General features: G+C 36.7%; 15 protein-coding genes, 1 tRNA gene and 2 pseudogenes. 1 reads left to right on the top strand and 17 read right to left on the bottom strand.

What is annotated here, in order from left to right; all coding sequences use genetic code 11:
• Nucleotides 1-46 precede the first annotated feature (46 nt).
• The 10 genes and pseudogenes from CRG87_RS00450 to CRG87_RS00405 all read right to left on the bottom strand — a co-directional run bounded on the left by CRG87_RS00450 (nucleotide 47) and on the right by CRG87_RS00405 (nucleotide 8,541).
• Nucleotides 47-694: a glycoside hydrolase family 73 protein gene (locus tag CRG87_RS00450; RefSeq protein ID WP_074425652.1), complete on the bottom strand. Its 648-nt coding sequence runs from the start codon at nucleotides 692-694 to the stop codon at nucleotides 47-49.
• A 156-nt stretch (nucleotides 695-850) separates the two neighbouring features.
• Nucleotides 851-937 (bottom strand) — tRNA-Leu (locus CRG87_RS00445).
• Nucleotides 938-1,000: 63 nt separating this feature from the next.
• The gene (locus CRG87_RS00440) at nucleotides 1,001-2,752 is read right to left on the bottom strand and encodes an ABC transporter ATP-binding protein (protein WP_074425653.1); all 1,752 of its coding nucleotides are present in this window, start codon (nucleotides 2,750-2,752) and stop codon (nucleotides 1,001-1,003) included.
• Between the two features lie 68 nt (nucleotides 2,753-2,820).
• A complete protein-coding gene (locus CRG87_RS00435; protein ID WP_074425654.1) occupies nucleotides 2,821-3,507 on the bottom strand; it encodes a MarR family winged helix-turn-helix transcriptional regulator in 687 nt (228 codons plus the stop codon).
• A 127-nt stretch (nucleotides 3,508-3,634) separates the two neighbouring features.
• Complete coding sequence (locus tag CRG87_RS00430; protein ID WP_074425655.1) at nucleotides 3,635-4,108, bottom strand: SprT family protein; 474 nt, start codon at nucleotides 4,106-4,108, stop codon at nucleotides 3,635-3,637.
• Complete coding sequence (locus CRG87_RS00425; RefSeq protein ID WP_074425656.1) at nucleotides 4,089-4,787, bottom strand: glycosyltransferase family 32 protein; 699 nt, start codon at nucleotides 4,785-4,787, stop codon at nucleotides 4,089-4,091. The genes CRG87_RS00430 and CRG87_RS00425 overlap by 20 nt, the downstream gene beginning before the upstream one ends.
• A 2-nt stretch (nucleotides 4,788-4,789) precedes the next feature.
• A pseudogene (locus tag CRG87_RS08320) lies at nucleotides 4,790-5,749 on the bottom strand (oligosaccharide flippase family protein); the annotation flags it as partial.
• A 67-nt stretch (nucleotides 5,750-5,816) separates the two neighbouring features.
• Nucleotides 5,817-6,344, bottom strand: a pseudogene (locus CRG87_RS08315) (lipopolysaccharide biosynthesis protein); the annotation flags it as partial.
• 3 nt (nucleotides 6,345-6,347) lie between these two features.
• A complete protein-coding gene (locus CRG87_RS00410) occupies nucleotides 6,348-7,493 on the bottom strand; it encodes a CDP-glycerol glycerophosphotransferase family protein (RefSeq protein WP_074425658.1) in 1,146 nt (381 codons plus the stop codon).
• Between the two features lie 199 nt (nucleotides 7,494-7,692).
• Complete coding sequence (locus CRG87_RS00405) at nucleotides 7,693-8,541, bottom strand: aldo/keto reductase (protein WP_074425659.1); 849 nt, start codon at nucleotides 8,539-8,541, stop codon at nucleotides 7,693-7,695.
• 207 nt (nucleotides 8,542-8,748) lie between these two features.
• Here CRG87_RS00405 and CRG87_RS00400 point away from each other — a divergent pair, with 207 nt between their 5' ends.
• Nucleotides 8,749-9,495 (top strand): CPBP family intramembrane glutamic endopeptidase, encoded by a 747-nt coding sequence (locus CRG87_RS00400; protein ID WP_074425660.1) that lies wholly within the window; start codon nucleotides 8,749-8,751, stop codon nucleotides 9,493-9,495.
• 68 nt (nucleotides 9,496-9,563) lie between these two features.
• Here the strand turns inward: CRG87_RS00400 and CRG87_RS00395 are convergent, their stop codons facing one another.
• The 7 genes from CRG87_RS00395 to CRG87_RS00365 all read right to left on the bottom strand — a co-directional run bounded on the left by CRG87_RS00395 (nucleotide 9,564) and on the right by CRG87_RS00365 (nucleotide 16,586).
• A complete protein-coding gene (locus tag CRG87_RS00395) occupies nucleotides 9,564-10,325 on the bottom strand; it encodes a GntR family transcriptional regulator (protein ID WP_074425661.1) in 762 nt (253 codons plus the stop codon).
• 125 nt (nucleotides 10,326-10,450) lie between these two features.
• Nucleotides 10,451-10,984 (bottom strand): ClbS/DfsB family four-helix bundle protein, encoded by a 534-nt coding sequence (locus tag CRG87_RS00390; protein WP_074425662.1) that lies wholly within the window; start codon nucleotides 10,982-10,984, stop codon nucleotides 10,451-10,453.
• A 91-nt stretch (nucleotides 10,985-11,075) separates the two neighbouring features.
• Nucleotides 11,076-11,975, bottom strand: a complete 900-nt coding sequence (locus tag CRG87_RS00385; protein ID WP_074425663.1) for an ABC transporter ATP-binding protein — start codon at nucleotides 11,973-11,975, stop codon at nucleotides 11,076-11,078.
• Nucleotides 11,965-13,044 carry an ABC transporter ATP-binding protein gene (locus tag CRG87_RS00380; RefSeq protein WP_074425664.1) on the bottom strand — a complete coding sequence of 360 codons (1,080 nt, stop codon included), beginning with the start codon at nucleotides 13,042-13,044 and terminating at the stop codon, nucleotides 11,965-11,967. Before CRG87_RS00380 ends, CRG87_RS00385 begins: the two co-directional genes overlap by 11 nt.
• Before the next feature lie 8 nt (nucleotides 13,045-13,052).
• Complete coding sequence (locus tag CRG87_RS00375; RefSeq protein ID WP_074425665.1) at nucleotides 13,053-13,961, bottom strand: ABC transporter permease; 909 nt, start codon at nucleotides 13,959-13,961, stop codon at nucleotides 13,053-13,055.
• Between the two features lies 1 nt (nucleotide 13,962).
• Nucleotides 13,963-14,895 (bottom strand): ABC transporter permease, encoded by a 933-nt coding sequence (locus CRG87_RS00370; RefSeq protein ID WP_074425666.1) that lies wholly within the window; start codon nucleotides 14,893-14,895, stop codon nucleotides 13,963-13,965.
• 68 nt (nucleotides 14,896-14,963) lie between these two features.
• Complete coding sequence (locus tag CRG87_RS00365; protein WP_074425667.1) at nucleotides 14,964-16,586, bottom strand: peptide ABC transporter substrate-binding protein; 1,623 nt, start codon at nucleotides 16,584-16,586, stop codon at nucleotides 14,964-14,966.
• Nucleotides 16,587-16,725: the final 139 nt, after the last annotated feature.

Genomic DNA, 16,725 nt, shown 5'->3' with positions numbered 1-16,725 from the left:
AATTCATTGTACCAAAAAAGCAGGCAGCTTTTAGCAAGAATACCTGTTATTTATCAAAACGATCAAGGTTGTACTCCTCGATTAATTTAATTAATTTGGCCGCGTAATCAGGATCTGTGGCATAGCCGTCCTGAACTAATGCATGTGCCTGCTTTTGATAGTTTTTAGCAGCTAGAACATGCTTATACTGTTGACTATTCCATGTAGTACCTTTTTGGAAAAGACGAGCATGCGCACGAATTGACGCTTCATAGGAGTCATAGATTTGGAAGCGTGCCTTCACGACAATCCACTTACCCTTTTGATATTCCTTTGTCTTCAAAATCGCTGAGGTATTTGGATTGCTGCCTTTCACGCCAAACAGATTATTGTACTTTTGTGACAGACTGCTCTGACCATAGTCACTCTCAAGACATGCCTGGGCAATTGTAATACTTGGAAGTAACTCAAATTCCTGATCAACTTCCTTGGCAATTGGTCCAATTTCTTTAATAAATGCTTTGTGCTGCCTAATGATCTTTTGTCTAGCTTCTTCACGGGCGAGTTGCTCTTGTCTAATTTGCTCCGTTTGAATTGCTTGCCGCCGATAATATCTAAACGCTACAAAAGCAATAATTAAAACAAATAAGATGATAAATGTTCGCAAAATAATAATAAAATTTGATTGCTTTTTGCCCCTACGTTTTTTTGGCATAGAAATTCCCTTACTCTTTTAGTTATTACTTTTTAGTATAACCTCTTTCAGACATAAAAATGTGCAATGTAATTAATTTTTAAAATAAAAAAGCACCTTTTTAGTAAAGGTGCTTTTATCGGGTACAAAAAATGGAGCCGAAGCTCCATTAATTAGTGCGGGCAAGAAGACTCGAACTTCCACGATCAAAAAGCGATCACAAGATCCTTAGTCTTGCGCGTCTGCCAATTCCGCCATGCCCGCAACACATTCAATACTATACCTCAAAATAAAGTTTTGCACAAGACTTTCTGGCAGTCTTTTTTATTAATCAACCATCTGTTCATTAACATAGCGCGCATATAAAGGATGTGATTTCATTAATTCATGATGCGTACCATGGCCTGTTATCTGACCATGTTCAATAAAGTAGATTTGATCAGCATTCACGATTGTGGCTAGCCGGTGGGCAATGACCAGCGTAGTACGATTTGTCATTAATTGGTCAAGTGCCTGTTGCACCTTGCGCTCTGATTCAGAATCCAAACTAGCAGTTGCTTCATCTAACATCAAAATCTTGGGATTGCGCAAAAATGCACGTGCAATTGCAATTCGCTGTTTTTGTCCACCAGATAATTTGATGCCTCGTTCACCTATTTCAGTGTCTAATTGATGCGGAAAGGTACGGACAAAGTGATCTGCATAAGCAAGCTCTAACCCATGCCAAAGCTGCTCATCAGTCAGTTTTTGATCTAGTCCATAAACCAAATTATCTCTAATCGTACCAGAGAAAATGGCACTATTTTGGGACACGTAACCAATTTGTGAACGCCAACTCGCTAGCTCAATCTCATCAATATTTTGCTTGCCAATCAAAATTTGACCAGTTGTTGGATGATAAAAGCGTTCGATCAAGGCAAAAATGGTCGACTTTCCTGCGCCACTTGGTCCAGCAAACGCAATTACAGAATTGGGCTTGGCAACAAAAGAAATTGAACTTAAAACTGGTTCATCCGTCTCATAATTGAAACTCAGGTTTTCTGCCTTCAAAGTTTGATTAGCTATATCTGTAGGCTGACTTAAGTAACTTTTTTCTGGTTCAATTTGTAAAATTTGTTGGATTCGTTCTGTGGAACCTAAAGCTTTTTGAATCTGCGAGAAGAAGGTTGCAAAGTTGGCAAATGGCGCAATCACATTAAATAAGTAAAGTAAAAAGGCAACAAGTGATCCGCTTGTTAATGAACCTTGCCCGACACGAATAAGTCCAAAAGCTAAAATGCCAGCAAATGCTGCCATCATCAGTGTTGTCATAATTGGCTGTAAGATTGCTTCAACGCGGGCATCGATCACTCCGATGTTAAAGATTTTATTAATCATCCTTTTCCCACTTTGCTCTTCAAACTTTTCGCCGTTACTTGATTTAATCAGTCGAACTTCCGCTAATTTCTCACTGACATCACCGTTGAATTCGGCTGTTGCAGCTTGCAGCTTACGCCCAAGTCGCGCCATAATACGACCGACCGGAAAAAGAATCAAAATGACAATCGGCACAATTGTAAAAATTAAGACCGCCATTTGCCAGTCCATCACAAAAAGAATAATTAAAGAAAAAAGCAGTTGAATGGCACCGGTAATAAAGTTAGGAAATTGTGAAGCAATCAGGTCTTTAATTACTCCAGTATCATTAACAAGACGTGAACTAGTTTCCCCAGCCTTATTTTCATCAAAATAAGAAATCGGTAATTTTAACAGGTGCGACCAAAGTTTTTCACGTAAGCTTTTTACGACACTTTCACCAAAGTAGCGCAAAATATAACCACCAAGTGTGCCCAAAACTAGCTGAGCCGCAAAAACAACAATGATTAACTCCATACTCCGATAGTTGAACTTATTCCATTTACTTGTATCAACTAAATTACGTGTCAATAATGGCAGTAGTAGATTAGTTGCACTCGTAACTAAACTGAAAAGCAAACCGGCGGCAAAAAGCCCGTTTTTCAGTTTTAGTCCTTTTAAAAGTTGTAAAAAGTCTTTCATTTTAACCGTTTTTGTCTTAGTTTGGTCAGACTTAAATGTCATTAGTAGTACCGGCTTCCTTAATTAAAAAAAAGCTTTTCAATTACTGAAAAACTTTTTCTTTTTTCTAACTACAATTCGTTATCTTCATTATGCCAAAATTCACGCCAAAAGTCGCGGTCGCCATGCCAATTTTTGTCAAAATCACAGTATTTCTTAAAATCTTCACTACTATAGCCATGACAGTGATCACGATAATGATGGTGACCGTGCATCCGGTGACAGAGATCTCTCATCTCTTCTTTTGAGTAATCGTGATTTTCAGCATACTTGCGCCATTTGCTATAAGCCTTCATACGGACTGTTGGATCAACAAACTTTTGCGCATGTTGCTTAAAGTCCTCGTCCCAACCATCAGCTATTTTTTCCAAGTAATGGCTAAATTGGGTTTGCTCTTCTTCATCTAGACCGGCAAAAAATGAGCCTGTGTCTTGGGCCTTCTTTAATTCATCTAAACGAGCTGCTTCTTTTCGTCCTTCTTCAGTTAGATAAACCCGTTTAACCCGCTTATCCTGTTCATCTGTCTCACGTCGAATGGAGCCCTTAGCTTCCATTTTCTTTAAAAGCTCAGCTAAGGATCCAGGTTTAAGCGCCAGAATTTCAGCTAAATAGTTTTGGGTTAAGCCATCTTCGAGTCTAAGGACTGCCAAGACACGTTTTTGACCAGAAATAGGCTGCTTATTCTCAAACATAAAGTAGCGACTGGCACGCATAATAAAATAAAGTTGCTTCATTAACTTATCACTTGTTTGACTCATGATAAAACTCCTTTTGTTTTTCTATTTTTAATTTTTGTTAGGTACCTAATTTCTATAATTTGATTATAGTTTGGCACCTAACGATTTGTCAAACAAAATCTATGGAAACGGTAACTTTATTTTTAAATTAGCTTTTCACCAGCCTTAAAGGGCCACCACATTTACCGCAAGCATAGTGGCGTACGTTAATGCGGCGAACACGTTTAAACTTTTGGCCACAGTGCTGACATTTATAAACAAATTTTGGTTTTTGCTTCTTGCGCAATCCAATATCAGGTGCGTAGCGACTGCCTCCAACCTTTTTCAGCAATAACTTAAAGTCTGTATCACGGTGGCGGTAACCGCGGTTTTGCAGGTGTAAATGATAGTGTGTTAGTTCATGCTTGATGATTCCAACCAATTCATCATGGTATTGTGGTTGTAAAAAATGTGCATTTATCTCAAGATGATGATCAGTTAAATGATAGCGTCCCCCAGTTGTCGTCATTCGCCGATTAATCTTGGCTTGATGCAAAAAAGGACGGTTAAATGATGTCAGCGAAACATGTTCAACTAATTCCTGCAATTCTGATTCAGTTAGTTCACCTGAAGAGTTTGGCATAAAGCGCCGCCTCTTTTTGTGTTTTAATTCTTACTTTGAACGCTGTAACAAGTTTTCTTTTTAGTGGCTTCTCGCCTTCCATCCAAGTACCAGTAAATACATGGATAGTCTTAGAATCAGCTGATGGGTTGCATAAAACGCCATCTGGGTAAACATGAATTCCCTCTTTAAGCTCTTGTTCTTGGTTGTTAGGCTTAGCACCATACTTGTTTTTTAAAATATCTGAAACAGAGACCGTGTTAACACCAGCCAATTGATCAGCTCGATCAAAATTAAAGTCGCGATCATCGTAATAGTTCAGCATATCCTTCAGTAGTGGATGGTGTTTTTCGGCACCAAAAACTGCCGTAAAAGGATTGTCTTTGTTTTCAAAGCCAACAAAAGCGCGATTATTAAGCAAACTTGTCAAATCGTCAAGGACGAGTACATCAGTATCCAAATAAATGCCGCCGTATTCATAAACAGCCTTGGCACGAATATAGTCGGAAACGAAGGCCCATTTTTTTGCTTGATAGGCTTGTTCAACGTATTTGTTCTCATGAATGTCAAAATTATCCTCGTTCCACTCGATAATTTTATAGTCCTGCAAGTGTTTGCGCCAAGTTTTTAAACATCGCTGAATATTTTTGGGCTTAGGATTGCCTCCAACCCAAACATAATGAATTATTTTCGGAATCATTTTTAACCTCTAGTAAAAAGTTTCTTAACTAACATAATAATGTCCTGATTAAAATCAAGCTTAAATAGGAACATAAGGGCAAAATATAGGATGAACATTACAATTGATTTGATAGCCATATTGAAAAAGGCTGACGAAACAAGCTGCGGAATAAGCATCCCCACCATTAAGACAATTAGGGCTATCAACAGATATTTCGGAATTTCTTTAAAGGAATACTTAAAATCATATCCGTCACGCACTATCCACAACCGCAAAATCAAAACGATGAATTCAGTAATCAAAATTGCAATCATCGCCCCCGTTGCACCATATAATCTGTCCAAGAAGTAACTTAGAACTACTTCAAGAACTGCACCAACTATTACTGGGATGGCATAGTCTTGATCGCGATGGTTTGCCAAGGCGAACTGGTTAGCAAAAACGCCCCCAGTTGGTATCATCACTATTGTTAGTGCAAAGAAGAACATTAACGGCGTCATCGGAATAAACTTATGACCAAAAAAGAAAGGAACAAATTCCTTTGTATTGGCCATAATAATCACTGCAAACAATGTTCCCAGCATGACCGTTGCTTCAAGCGATTTTTTCAGAATAACACGCTGCTCTTTTTTACCTTCACCAGCCATTTTGGGCATAATAACTAGTGAAATACTTGTAACAACTCCCAAAACCATATTTGAAATACGCTGAGAATTGTCGTAGTAGGCCACCTGAGTTGAATTTTGGAAAAGACCTAAAATCGGCTTATCAAGTGAAGTATAGATTTGCGTCGCAATTTGCGGAATTAATAATGTAATAATGGATTTAATTGTCGCTTGATACTGATAAAAGTGCTTAACTGGCCCCCCAACATAGCGCCGAATATCAAACCAGAAAACAAATGAACCAAACATCGTTGAGACCGACATAATCAACATATATTTCCACAAGTCGCCTGGTTGTTTAACCCATAATAAAATCAAAACAACTGAAACTAGTTTAACCGCCGTATTTTTTAAAACAACACGACCAANACATCGTTGAGACCGACATAATCAACATATATTTCCACAAGTCGCCTGGTTGTTTAACCCATAATAAAATCAAAACAACTGAAACTAGTTTAACCGCCGTATTTTTTAAAACAACACGACCAAAGTCTGCCAACCCTTGGAAAAACCATGAAATATCAACTTGAGCTGAGATTAAATATGGCACCATCAACAAAATGTATTGCCAATACTTAATATGGAAAAAACACGCAACTAAAACAACAATTAGAATCGTAACCAAGCCCGCTAATGCTTGAAAATACCATAAGCCCCAAAATGCTTCAGTTAATTCTTGTGGGCTTTTAAATGCTCGTGTTTGCGAAATTGTCCTCATTCCAATATATGAAACTGATAATGTACAAAAGATCATTAAGAACTGGACAATATTATTAACATTGCTATAAATACCATAAGTTTTTGGGCCCAAAATTCGCGATAAGTATGGCACCGTAATTAACGGCACTAGCACAAGGAAAATTTGGTAAACCGCATTATACAAGATATTTAAAAAAGTTTTTTTCACAACTTACCCTCTAATGTTCTTCATTAACTTAACAACATTTTCGCAATTTGAATCAGTTTGAACTTGGTTGGATAGGTTTAGCCAATAATGTCGCTTTTGCTGAAACCGGTCAGGTTTGTCCAATGCTTCTAAAAGCTCTTGCTGGGTTTTCACACATATTCCAGGGACAACATCTTCATATGGTCCCATTAGTAAACCACGCTTTTCTTCATATTGCTGCAAATAGTTGGTGAGGAAAATAATTGGCTTATCAATTGTTAAATAATCAAAGTAAATTGACGAGTAATCAGTAATCAAAAAGTCAGTATTGCCCAACAATTCGTACAGGTCAACATCTTGCTGGTTGAGATAATCATTGTTAAGAAAGGTAATATTAGAAAAATTACTATGCATATCTTTAAATAAGCGCATTTCATACGGATGCAATTTAACAATTAAATACTGCTGATTTTGTTTTAAATTATGATTCAATTGTTCAATATCAAAGTCAGCCAGCGTTAAAAAGTTACCCTGTTCAACCTGTCTCATAATCTGACTGTCTTCCATTTCATAGCGAAATGTTGGCATGTAAATACCAATTTTGGCATCAGCATCTTCGGCTTTAAACAAATCCATCAGTAGCTGCTTTTTGCTAATGGCAGGTCTTTTCAAAGCATCGAGTCGAGGAAAGCCAGTTTTTTGATACTTATTAGTTTCAATGCCGCAACACGCACTCATCAAACTTTCGTATAAGTCACTACTTGAACAAACAATATCAGCATTTTTTTGCCATAATTTGGCGTTGCGCTGATCCGTTTTTCTGGTAGTATTATTTGCCATTATTCCCATTCGTTTAAGTGGAATACCATGCCAAAACTGGATATTAATCTGCTTAGCATGAACTTTAAATGGCTGGTGTGTGGTCAAAACGAATTTAGCCGCGCCGATTTCGCGCCAAGTTTTAAGCGGTAAATGTGAAGACGGCCACGGTTCAACAAGTGTAACTTCATATTCTGGATGGTTTTTTTCCAGGTACTTGCCAAACAAATAGCCATTTGAGCCTGACCTACCTGCCCCATTAAGAATGACCACTTTATTATCTTGCATTGGCATAAAATGAGCAACTAGCTTCATTAATGCCAGATATAATCGAAACAAAAAACTCTTCATTATTTAACTTCCCAATTTCTTACTTAGTATAAGAGTACAGAAAAAGCTTGAGCGAACTCAAGCTTTTTTGCTTTATTTTTTAGTTTTTTAATCATTAAAAAAGATTTTTGTATCAATCAAAATAATCTCATATCGACTAATGAATCTTTCCCATTTACATTTTCAACTCACTAGTTTTCAAAAAAAACCAGTTAATTGCCTAGTAAATCGCAAGTGGCTCCTTATGATCGGGCTTTGGGTAAGCTTGGTCTAAAGTTTGCAAATCTTCTTGAGTTAATTCTATCTCTAGTGCTTTTAAGTTAGACAATAAATGCTCTGAGCTACTGCTCTTAGGAATTGCTAAAACATCTGGTTGTTGCATCACCCAAGCTAATAAAATTTGATAAGCAGTTGCATGATGCTGCTCAGCAATTTGCAAGACTGACTGATTTTTCATCATTGTACTTCCCATTTTTGCACCTCGTCCTAATGGGCTGTATGCAATTAGTGGAACTTGCTTTTCTCTTTGCCAAGGAAGCAAACTGTATTCAATTCCTCGAGTTTCCAAGTTATATAAATCTTCATTAGCAGCGCAATTACGACCGCTGGGTAATTGCCATAGTTCTTCCATGTCAGCTAAGTCAAAATTTGAAACACCCCAAGCATGGATAAGGCCCTCATCTTGTAAAGACTGTAGCTCAGCAATAGTCTCTTCTAATGGTATTGCTCCGCGCCAATGGTAAAGATACAAATCAAGATAATCTGTTTGAAGGCGCCTTAAACTATTTTCTAGACTTCGTCTCATATGTTCCGCAGACGCATTTGAGGGTAACACTTTAGAAATCAAGAAAATACTAGACCTCTGGTAAGTTTTAATTGCCTCACCTACCAACTTTTCAGAACGGCCATTGCCGTACATCTCAGCCGTATCAATTACGCGTAATCCAGCATCAAGCCCAGCACGAATTGCAGCAACTTCTTCAGTTCTTATTTCAGGTTTATCGCCCATTTCCCACGTACCAATCCCTAAAGCAGGGACTTCACGATGAGCAATTGTAACAGTCTTCATAAAATAGCTCCTTTCTGTAAATATTATTTGCATACTACTCATTTTTGATTTTAGCACACTCTTTATTGTAACCGATAACAATCCGAATTCTAAAAAAGTCCTACAATTCCTTTTCTTATCTTTTGAAGCTTGTGCATTTTACACAAGCAAGGAAATTGTATTTCAACAATATAGTCAATAAAATGAGACTAGTAAGAGGTGGTAAAAATGAATAATTCTTTTACAAATATCAATTCAACTAAATTAACCTTTAAACAATGGCTAATAATTCTGGGCTCAAACCTTCTAGCCTATTGCTGTTTAATGATGCCTGGTATCCAAATCCCAGACTTTTTAATCTTCGATGAAAACCATCCAACTTTTGTAAGTGATATATTTCAATTACTAATAGTTGCGCTTTTTCTTGGAATTCAAATTTTGGGTGTTCAACTAGCTACTGGTAATAGATGGCATCGCCTATTTCATGGCCTTAGGGCAAAAGAGTGGCTCTGGGTTCTAGCTTTCTTTATTTTAGCTTACATTATTTCTGTTTTATCGGGCATGATTGCGCAAAAGCTATTCGGATCTGTTTCTGGTAATGCCGCAGCTGGCTTAACAATGAAAACACCACACGTCTGGCTAATCTTTTTTTATCAAAGATTCAGTAGTGCTATCCAAATTTTAGGTGAAGAGTTCTTGGCAATTATGCCGCTATTGGCAGTCACGCAATTGGCTACCTCTGCAAAGTTGCCGCATCCGCTATTATGGGGAAATATTGCTTCTACTTTAATTTTTGCGCTACTTCATCTATCAACATACGATTATAACCTTGGCTATGTCATTTTAGGTTTAGCATTTACACGGTTAGTTCTAAACTGGGCTTTTACGAAAACTCATAATATTTGGGTTAGTTTTTTAGTTCACTTTTTATTCGACACATTATCCTTCTTGATTTTATTACTAGCTACGAAATAAAAATAATCTCTTAATTAAAAGGCAGCTAACTGAACTAGTTAGCTGCCTTTTGTACTATTAAAATCAATTTACTTTTTATTGTTTAAGCAAAATTTGCCGTCAACATTCGAATTGATGATATAAGTCATTTCATCTCCACGAACCACATAATGTGAAAATTCCAATGGTTGATCGAACTGATTATAAACTGTCTTGTTAACCTCAAATAATGGTATTACCTTATCGAGTTTAAGCAGACTAGTTTGTTTTGCAGTTGGCAGACTTGTACTAATTTCACGATATGAATTTGCTGGTAATTCATGATATTTCTGTTCAAGATATTCATATAAAGAAGAGTCAGAGTTAATATTAACAAGCAAATCAGGAAACCGCTCAGCAGATAACCAAGCTTCATCTATCCCCAAAGGTGTTTTTTCAATTTCAGAAAGTCGTTTGATGTAAATTAAATCCGCATCATCAGGTAACATTAATTTCCTGGCAATATCGACGTTCTTGATGATTTCACGTTTCAGAATTTTGGTCTCACTCTTTTTATCAAGCGAAAGCGCAAATTCTGAAAAGCCTTGAATCTGATCCAACTTACCTATCATCTTCTTAGCGTTAACATATGAGCCTTTACCTTGAACGGTAACAACTAATCGTTCCTCAGTTAACAACTTTAAAGCTTTACGAACCGTTATCCTACTTACGTTGTACTTTTGGCACAAGTACTGTTCACTAGGCAATTTTTGTTCCGGCTTTAATTCATTACTTTGAATTTGCTTTTTAATATCAAGATATATCTTGCGGTAAAGCGGAACTACTGTTTCAATTGTCTCATCAGATCTCATTACAACACTCCTCAATACCACAATATTACTAAATTAAAATTGAAATAACAAACACTAAGTGATTACTTTTTATTATTGAAAACAGGAAAACCGTTAGCCAAAGTGCTAACGGTTTTTATTCTATCTTACTTTATAGATCTCTTATATTTTCTTAGCTTCTTCAAAGCCCATTCATAGTGACTAGAAGTATTGGCAATAAAATATGTACCTAGAGCATTATTGCCTGTCCATGGGAAAACATTCTTTTGGAATAGTTCATCATTGGTATAGGAGTCAATTAAAGCCATTGTTTTCTTATGACTTTGAGCAAGTAGCTCTTCCATTTCTTCAAGAGGAATTGATTGGTCGTTCTTCCAAAACTCTTGGTTCATTTCGCCATAGTTACGCCAATTATAGCCCTCTGGTAAATATTCTTTTGGTTTGCCAGCTTGATTACTATCAATCCAGTCAATTAATAATTTTTGCCATTCATATAAATGAGCTAATACGTCTCTAACGTTGCGGTCGCGTTTCCAATGTGCTTCTTTTAACTTACTAGTATCAAAATCAAAGTCAGCTGTACGTGCCTCTTCAGGTAATGAAGCAATTAAATCAACTATCTTTTGATATGCTGTATTACTTGCTTCAATTAAATCAGTTTTATTTGTTGGTCGTGCCATTGATAAACTCTCCTATAAACTTGTTTTGCGTTTCGACCAGCCAAGTATAATTAAATAAGTAAACTTTTGCAATTGTTATTTAACCGTACTTCTACGACCACGAGCCATCATCCAAGACCATGTGCCCATTGCCAAGATCAACCATCGTTTTGTTTACATATTGATGCCGATGTGCATGATAATCAGACAATTGCTTTTTCTGTTCAGCAATCGGATCTGTAATCGGAATTGCGGTCAACAAACTTTTAGTATAGGGATGCTTCGGGTGATCAAAGATTTCATCTGTAGGACCTGACTCAACGATGTGCCCTAAGTGAATAACGCCAATGTGACTTGAAATGTGCTTAACCATTGCCAAGTCATGCGCAATAAACAGCATCGCACTTCCAGTTTCTTCTTGAATATGTTGCAACAAGTTAACAACCTGAGCCTGAACAGAAACATCAAGGGCTGAAATTGCTTCATCGGCAATAATTAAGCGAGGCTGCATAATAACAACACGTGCAATGCCGACTCTTTGTCTCTGCCCACCAGATAGTTCTTGCGGGTACCGGTTAATAAAAGAGCTATCAAGACCAACGACTTTTAGCATTTTAAGAACGCGCTCTTGCTTTTCCTCTTTACTTAGTTCTGGATAGTGGATATCTAGGCCAAGCTTTATAATGTCACCAACTTTTTTCCTTGGATTTAACGATGACATCGGGTCTTGAAAGATCATCTGCATATCTTTACGTAACTTTGAAGTACGCTTTTTATCTAAAGTGCCAGCTATCTGTTCACCTTCAAAAATCACTTCACCGTATGTTGGTTTATAAAGTCTGATAATTGAACGACCAATTGTCGTTTTTCCACTACCGGATTCACCAACAAGACCAAAAGTTTCACCGCTAGCAATATTAAAAGAAACATCATCAACGGCTTTAACTACTTTTTTCTTCCCAATTGGAAAATACTGTTTTAAATGGTGTACTTCAAGAATATTATTCGCCATCAGCTTCAGCTTCTTTCTTCATTTTTTCAATTCTCCTTTTAAGTACCGTTGGTATTTCTACCTTAGGTGCTCTTTTATCGAGAAGCCAAGTAGCAGCATAATGATGATCATTAACTTCAAACATTGGGGGTTGTTCTTTAAAGTCAATATTTAATGCATACTTGTTTCGTGGTGCAAAAGCATCACCAACAACTGGTTGGGTTAAATCTGGAATTGTCCCAGCAATTGTTGGCAACTCTTTAACCGCTTCATTTACATCAGGTACTGATTCAAGTAGACCCCAAGTGTATGGGTGACGCGGATCAAAGAAAATATCTTCAGTCGTACCAGTTTCGACAATCTTACCAGCATACATAACATTAACATTAGTAGCAATATTGGCCACAACACCTAGGTTGTGTGTAATAAAAATTACTGATAACTTACGGCTTTTTTGAATATCTTTAATTAAATTCAAAATTTTAGCTTGAATTGTAACATCAAGGCCTGTTGTCGGTTCATCACAAATCAATAAACTAGGATTCCCCGACAATGCAATCGCAATAACAATTCTTTGCCGCATCCCTCCTGACAGTTGATGTGGATACTGTTTCTTTACCACGTCAGCATTTTGAATTCCGACTGTCTCAATTAATTCTAGAACACGTTTATTTAATTGTTCCTTATTAATTTGGGGACTCGATGCTTTTACTGCCTCGGCAATCTGCTTTTCAATTTTCATTGTTGGATCAAGTGAAGTCATTGGGTCTTGAAAGACCATGGCAATTTCCTTACCCTTAATCTGACTTTGGACTTCTTTAGGACTTATCTTTAAAAGGTCAACTGTCTTTTGTCCATTTTCAGTTTGGTAGGTAAAGTTAATTTCACCTGATTTAATTACTTGATTGGCTTCCTTTTCACCCATAATCGGTTTAACGCTAGCTGACTTCCCACAACCAGATTCACCAACTAAAGCAACAGTTTCCCCTTTATTTACCTTGTAGTTAATCCCTCTAACTGCTTGTACATCACCGTGTTCGGTATGATACTCAACTTGTAAGTTTTTTATTTCTAGAACTGTTTCAGTCATGGTTTCACCTAGCTTCCTTCAATCGCATCACGTAAGCCATCAGCAATAATATTGAAACTTAACATGATTAGGGCCAAAAATAAGACTGGGAAGAATACCATGTAAGGGTAAACGATTGCCTGCGTATAACCATCATTAATCATTGTTCCCAATGAGGCTAGTGGAGCAGGAACGCCTAAACCAATAAAGGCCAAGAATGCTTCCAAGAAGATTGCATTTGGAATTGATAGCATGAACGTTGTAATAATCTGACCAAGTGTGTTGGGCAAAATTTGCGAGAAAATAATCTTAAAATTAGATTCCCCCATTGTTCTGGCCGACAAAACATATTCACGTGACTTCAATTCAAGTACTTGGGCCCGAACTATTCTACTCATGTTAATCCAACCAACAATCATCATCGCCGTAATAATACTAATTAGACCTGGTTTCATTACCAAAACTAAAAGCGTAACGATAATAATCATTGGAATTGTACTTAAAATTTCAGTAATTCGTTGCATGAATAAATCAATCTTGCCACCAAAATATCCTGAAATAAGTCCGTAGCTCGTACCTATTACTAAGTCGATAGCCATCGCAACCAAGGCAACTCGTAATGAAACGGAGGTTCCGGCTGCTACCCTAACAAAAATATCTCTCCCCAAATTGTCTGTACCAAACCAATGGCCATTTGTACCTGGAGCTAAATTTGATTGATTTGGATAAGGTGTAGTTGGAGAAAACTGGCTAAAATGCGGTGCCAAAAAGGCAATTAACGTAATAATAACCAGTACCACAACACTGACAACTGCTCCCTTATTTCTTAAAAAGCGATGCCAAATTAATTGACCGTATGAATATGACTTACCCGAATAATGGTCCTCGACTTCGGGATTTTGGGCAAATTCAAAATCATTGTTTTTATTATCTGTCATCTTATTCACCCTCATCTAATCTAATCCGTGGATCAATTAAACCGTATAAAATGTCAACAACTAGCATGATACCAATGAACAAAACTGCATAGAAAAATGTGATTCCTAAAACAACATTGTAATCATTAGCTTGAATTGCACTGATGTACAAAGTACCTAAGCCAGGAATAGCAAAGGCTTTTTCAATAACCATACTACCGGCAATTAAATCGATCATTAATGGTGCTAACACAGTAATTACGGAAATCAAAGTGTTCCTAATTACATGGTGCATAATTAATTGATACTTCTTAATTCCCTTTGAATCTGCTAATCGATAATAGTCTGAATCCATAATCGTAATCATGTCATTACGGACATATCGTTCGATACTTGCCATTGTAAATGTACTCAATGCAATTGTTGGCAAAATACTTGAAACAAACGGTTGAGTTTGTTGGTAAGTTCCAGGTAAAACCATTAATTTGTATGAGAAGATTAGCGAGATAATCAAGGCCACAACGAAGTTGGGTAAACTAATTCCTAATACCGAGATTCCTGTCATTAGGTTATCCCAGATGGTGCCTTTTTTAACTGCTGCAAGAACACCCATAAAGAAACCAATAATTGAGCCTAATATAGTTGCTTGTAAACCAATTTGTAATGAAATCTTGAAGTGTTGAAAAATCATTGTTGTTACCGGAGTGTTTACTTGAACTGTGTATGAAACACCAAAATCACCAGTAATCATATTTTTCAAATAATTAAAGAACTGTAGCCAAATAGGTCCATCTAGCCCGTATTTACGGTAAAGGGCAGCAACTTGAGCGTGTGACATTTTTTCATCATTAAATGGAGAACCTGGCATCGCCTTTTCCATTACAAATAAAATTAATGTAATTAAGAATAAGGTTACTACCGCGATTAAAAGTCTTTTTAAGACATATTTCTTCAAGTTCTTCCCTCCCTTTCATCTAATCAAACAGAGCTGAGATTAAATCCCAGTTCTATTTGTTTTCTAATTTATTTTATATATACATATTTAAAGACTAGTGGAACACCAGAGATATGCATTGGCATATCTTTAATGTTTGTTCGTCTTAAGACTGGTGCACCTGCTTGATATAATGGTGGACAAGCTGCGCTATCAACTAAAATATTATTTGCTTTTAATAGTAGTTGATATCTCTTAGAAAGATCAGTTTCTTTGTTTGCTTGTGCAATCAAACGATCGTATTCCGGATCTGACCATTTCGCATAGTTGCTAGCGTTACCAGTAACATACATATTTAATACTGCTGATATATCACCATAGTCTGGTGCCCAACGAGAAATACCCACATCAAAGTTAGATTTGGCCATTTTATCTAACCTAGTTTTCTTTGAAACCTGCTGTAAGTTTACCTTCATTCCAGGTAAGTTTTTCTCAACTTGAGCTTTAATATAAGCAGCAACATTTGAATATGACGGATCACTATCATCATAAAGCAAAGTGAATGATCTTAATTTAGTTTCTGATTTAGCCTTATTCCAATACTTTTTAGCGTCAGCTGGGGAATACTGTGATAAATTAGTTGTTGATTCATCAGCAAAGTCTTTACCAGTTTTTGGATTTTTGCCAAGTTTTCTCATTACCATCGAATGAACAGGAACTGAACCATCTTTCAAAATATGAGTAGTAATTTCTTTCCTATTAAGGCTAACTGAAATTGCTTTACGCAAATTAGCATTATTTATGCCAGGTTCTTTCATATTAAATATTAAGTAGTGGTTGAAGTTGCTAATCTCATCAACAAAGTTCTTATCTTTATGATATTTTGAAACCAGTTGGCCACTCAGACGTACATAGTCAGCATTACCGTTCTCAAAAGCAATCGCTGCTTTTTCTGGATCGGTTATTACATCAAGCTTAATTTCTTTAACCTTAACATTTTTAGCGTCCCAGTATTTTGGATTCTTTACAAGCTGTACTGTATTGTCTCCTAGCTTCCAGTCTTTAATTTTATATGGTCCTGTTGCAATCACGTGACTTGAATCTTGACCAAATTTTTTACCTGTTTTTTCAAAATACTTTTGATTAACAGGAGCAAATGGTGCAAATGCTAAAATTCTGCTCAAAAACGGAACCGGATGATCAAGTTCAACAACCAAAGTCTTTGGTCCGGTAGCTCTCACACCTAAATCACTTGTAGGCTTCTTACCTAGAGTAATTGCATCAGCATTTTTAATTCCCGCAGCACCTAGTTCAAAGTTATATGGTGACGCATTTTTAGGATCTGAAAATCTCCGCCAACCAAATACAAAATCGTTAGCTGTCACTGGATCACCATTTGACCACTTAGCATCTTCACGAATTGTAAATGTTTTTGTCAAACCGTGATTACTTGTTTTAACTTTGGATGCTAATCCAAATTGTGGCTTATCATGTGCATCCATTGTATATAAGCCTTCAGTTGTGTTAGCTACGGTAACGATAGCTGACTCTTGATATGCTACTGCGGGATCCAGAGAATCAACAGGAGTATTTTCTACCACCGTAATTTTACTTTGATTTTGTGTGCCTGAATTCGAACTCTTCTGACAACCAGTCAGTAACATTCCAACGCAGGCAATTGCAGTTGAAACGATTGCTGCACTTCTTTTCATAAATTTCACTCTTTTCTAAATGCTTCAAACTAGGGAGAATTACTTAAAACCAAATGACTTTAATTTGATCAGTTTCAAAGAAATAAAGATCTCTTTTAAATCTACCCAAGATCTTAGTAATTGTTCAGCGCCTTATATG

It is taken from the genome of Lactobacillus apis (assembly GCF_002837055.1).
GTDB classification, from domain to species: Bacteria; Bacillota; Bacilli; order Lactobacillales; family Lactobacillaceae; genus Lactobacillus; species Lactobacillus apis.
Note: the sequence above shows the minus strand (reverse complement) of the source record. Positions and strands in the feature narration are given on the sequence as shown.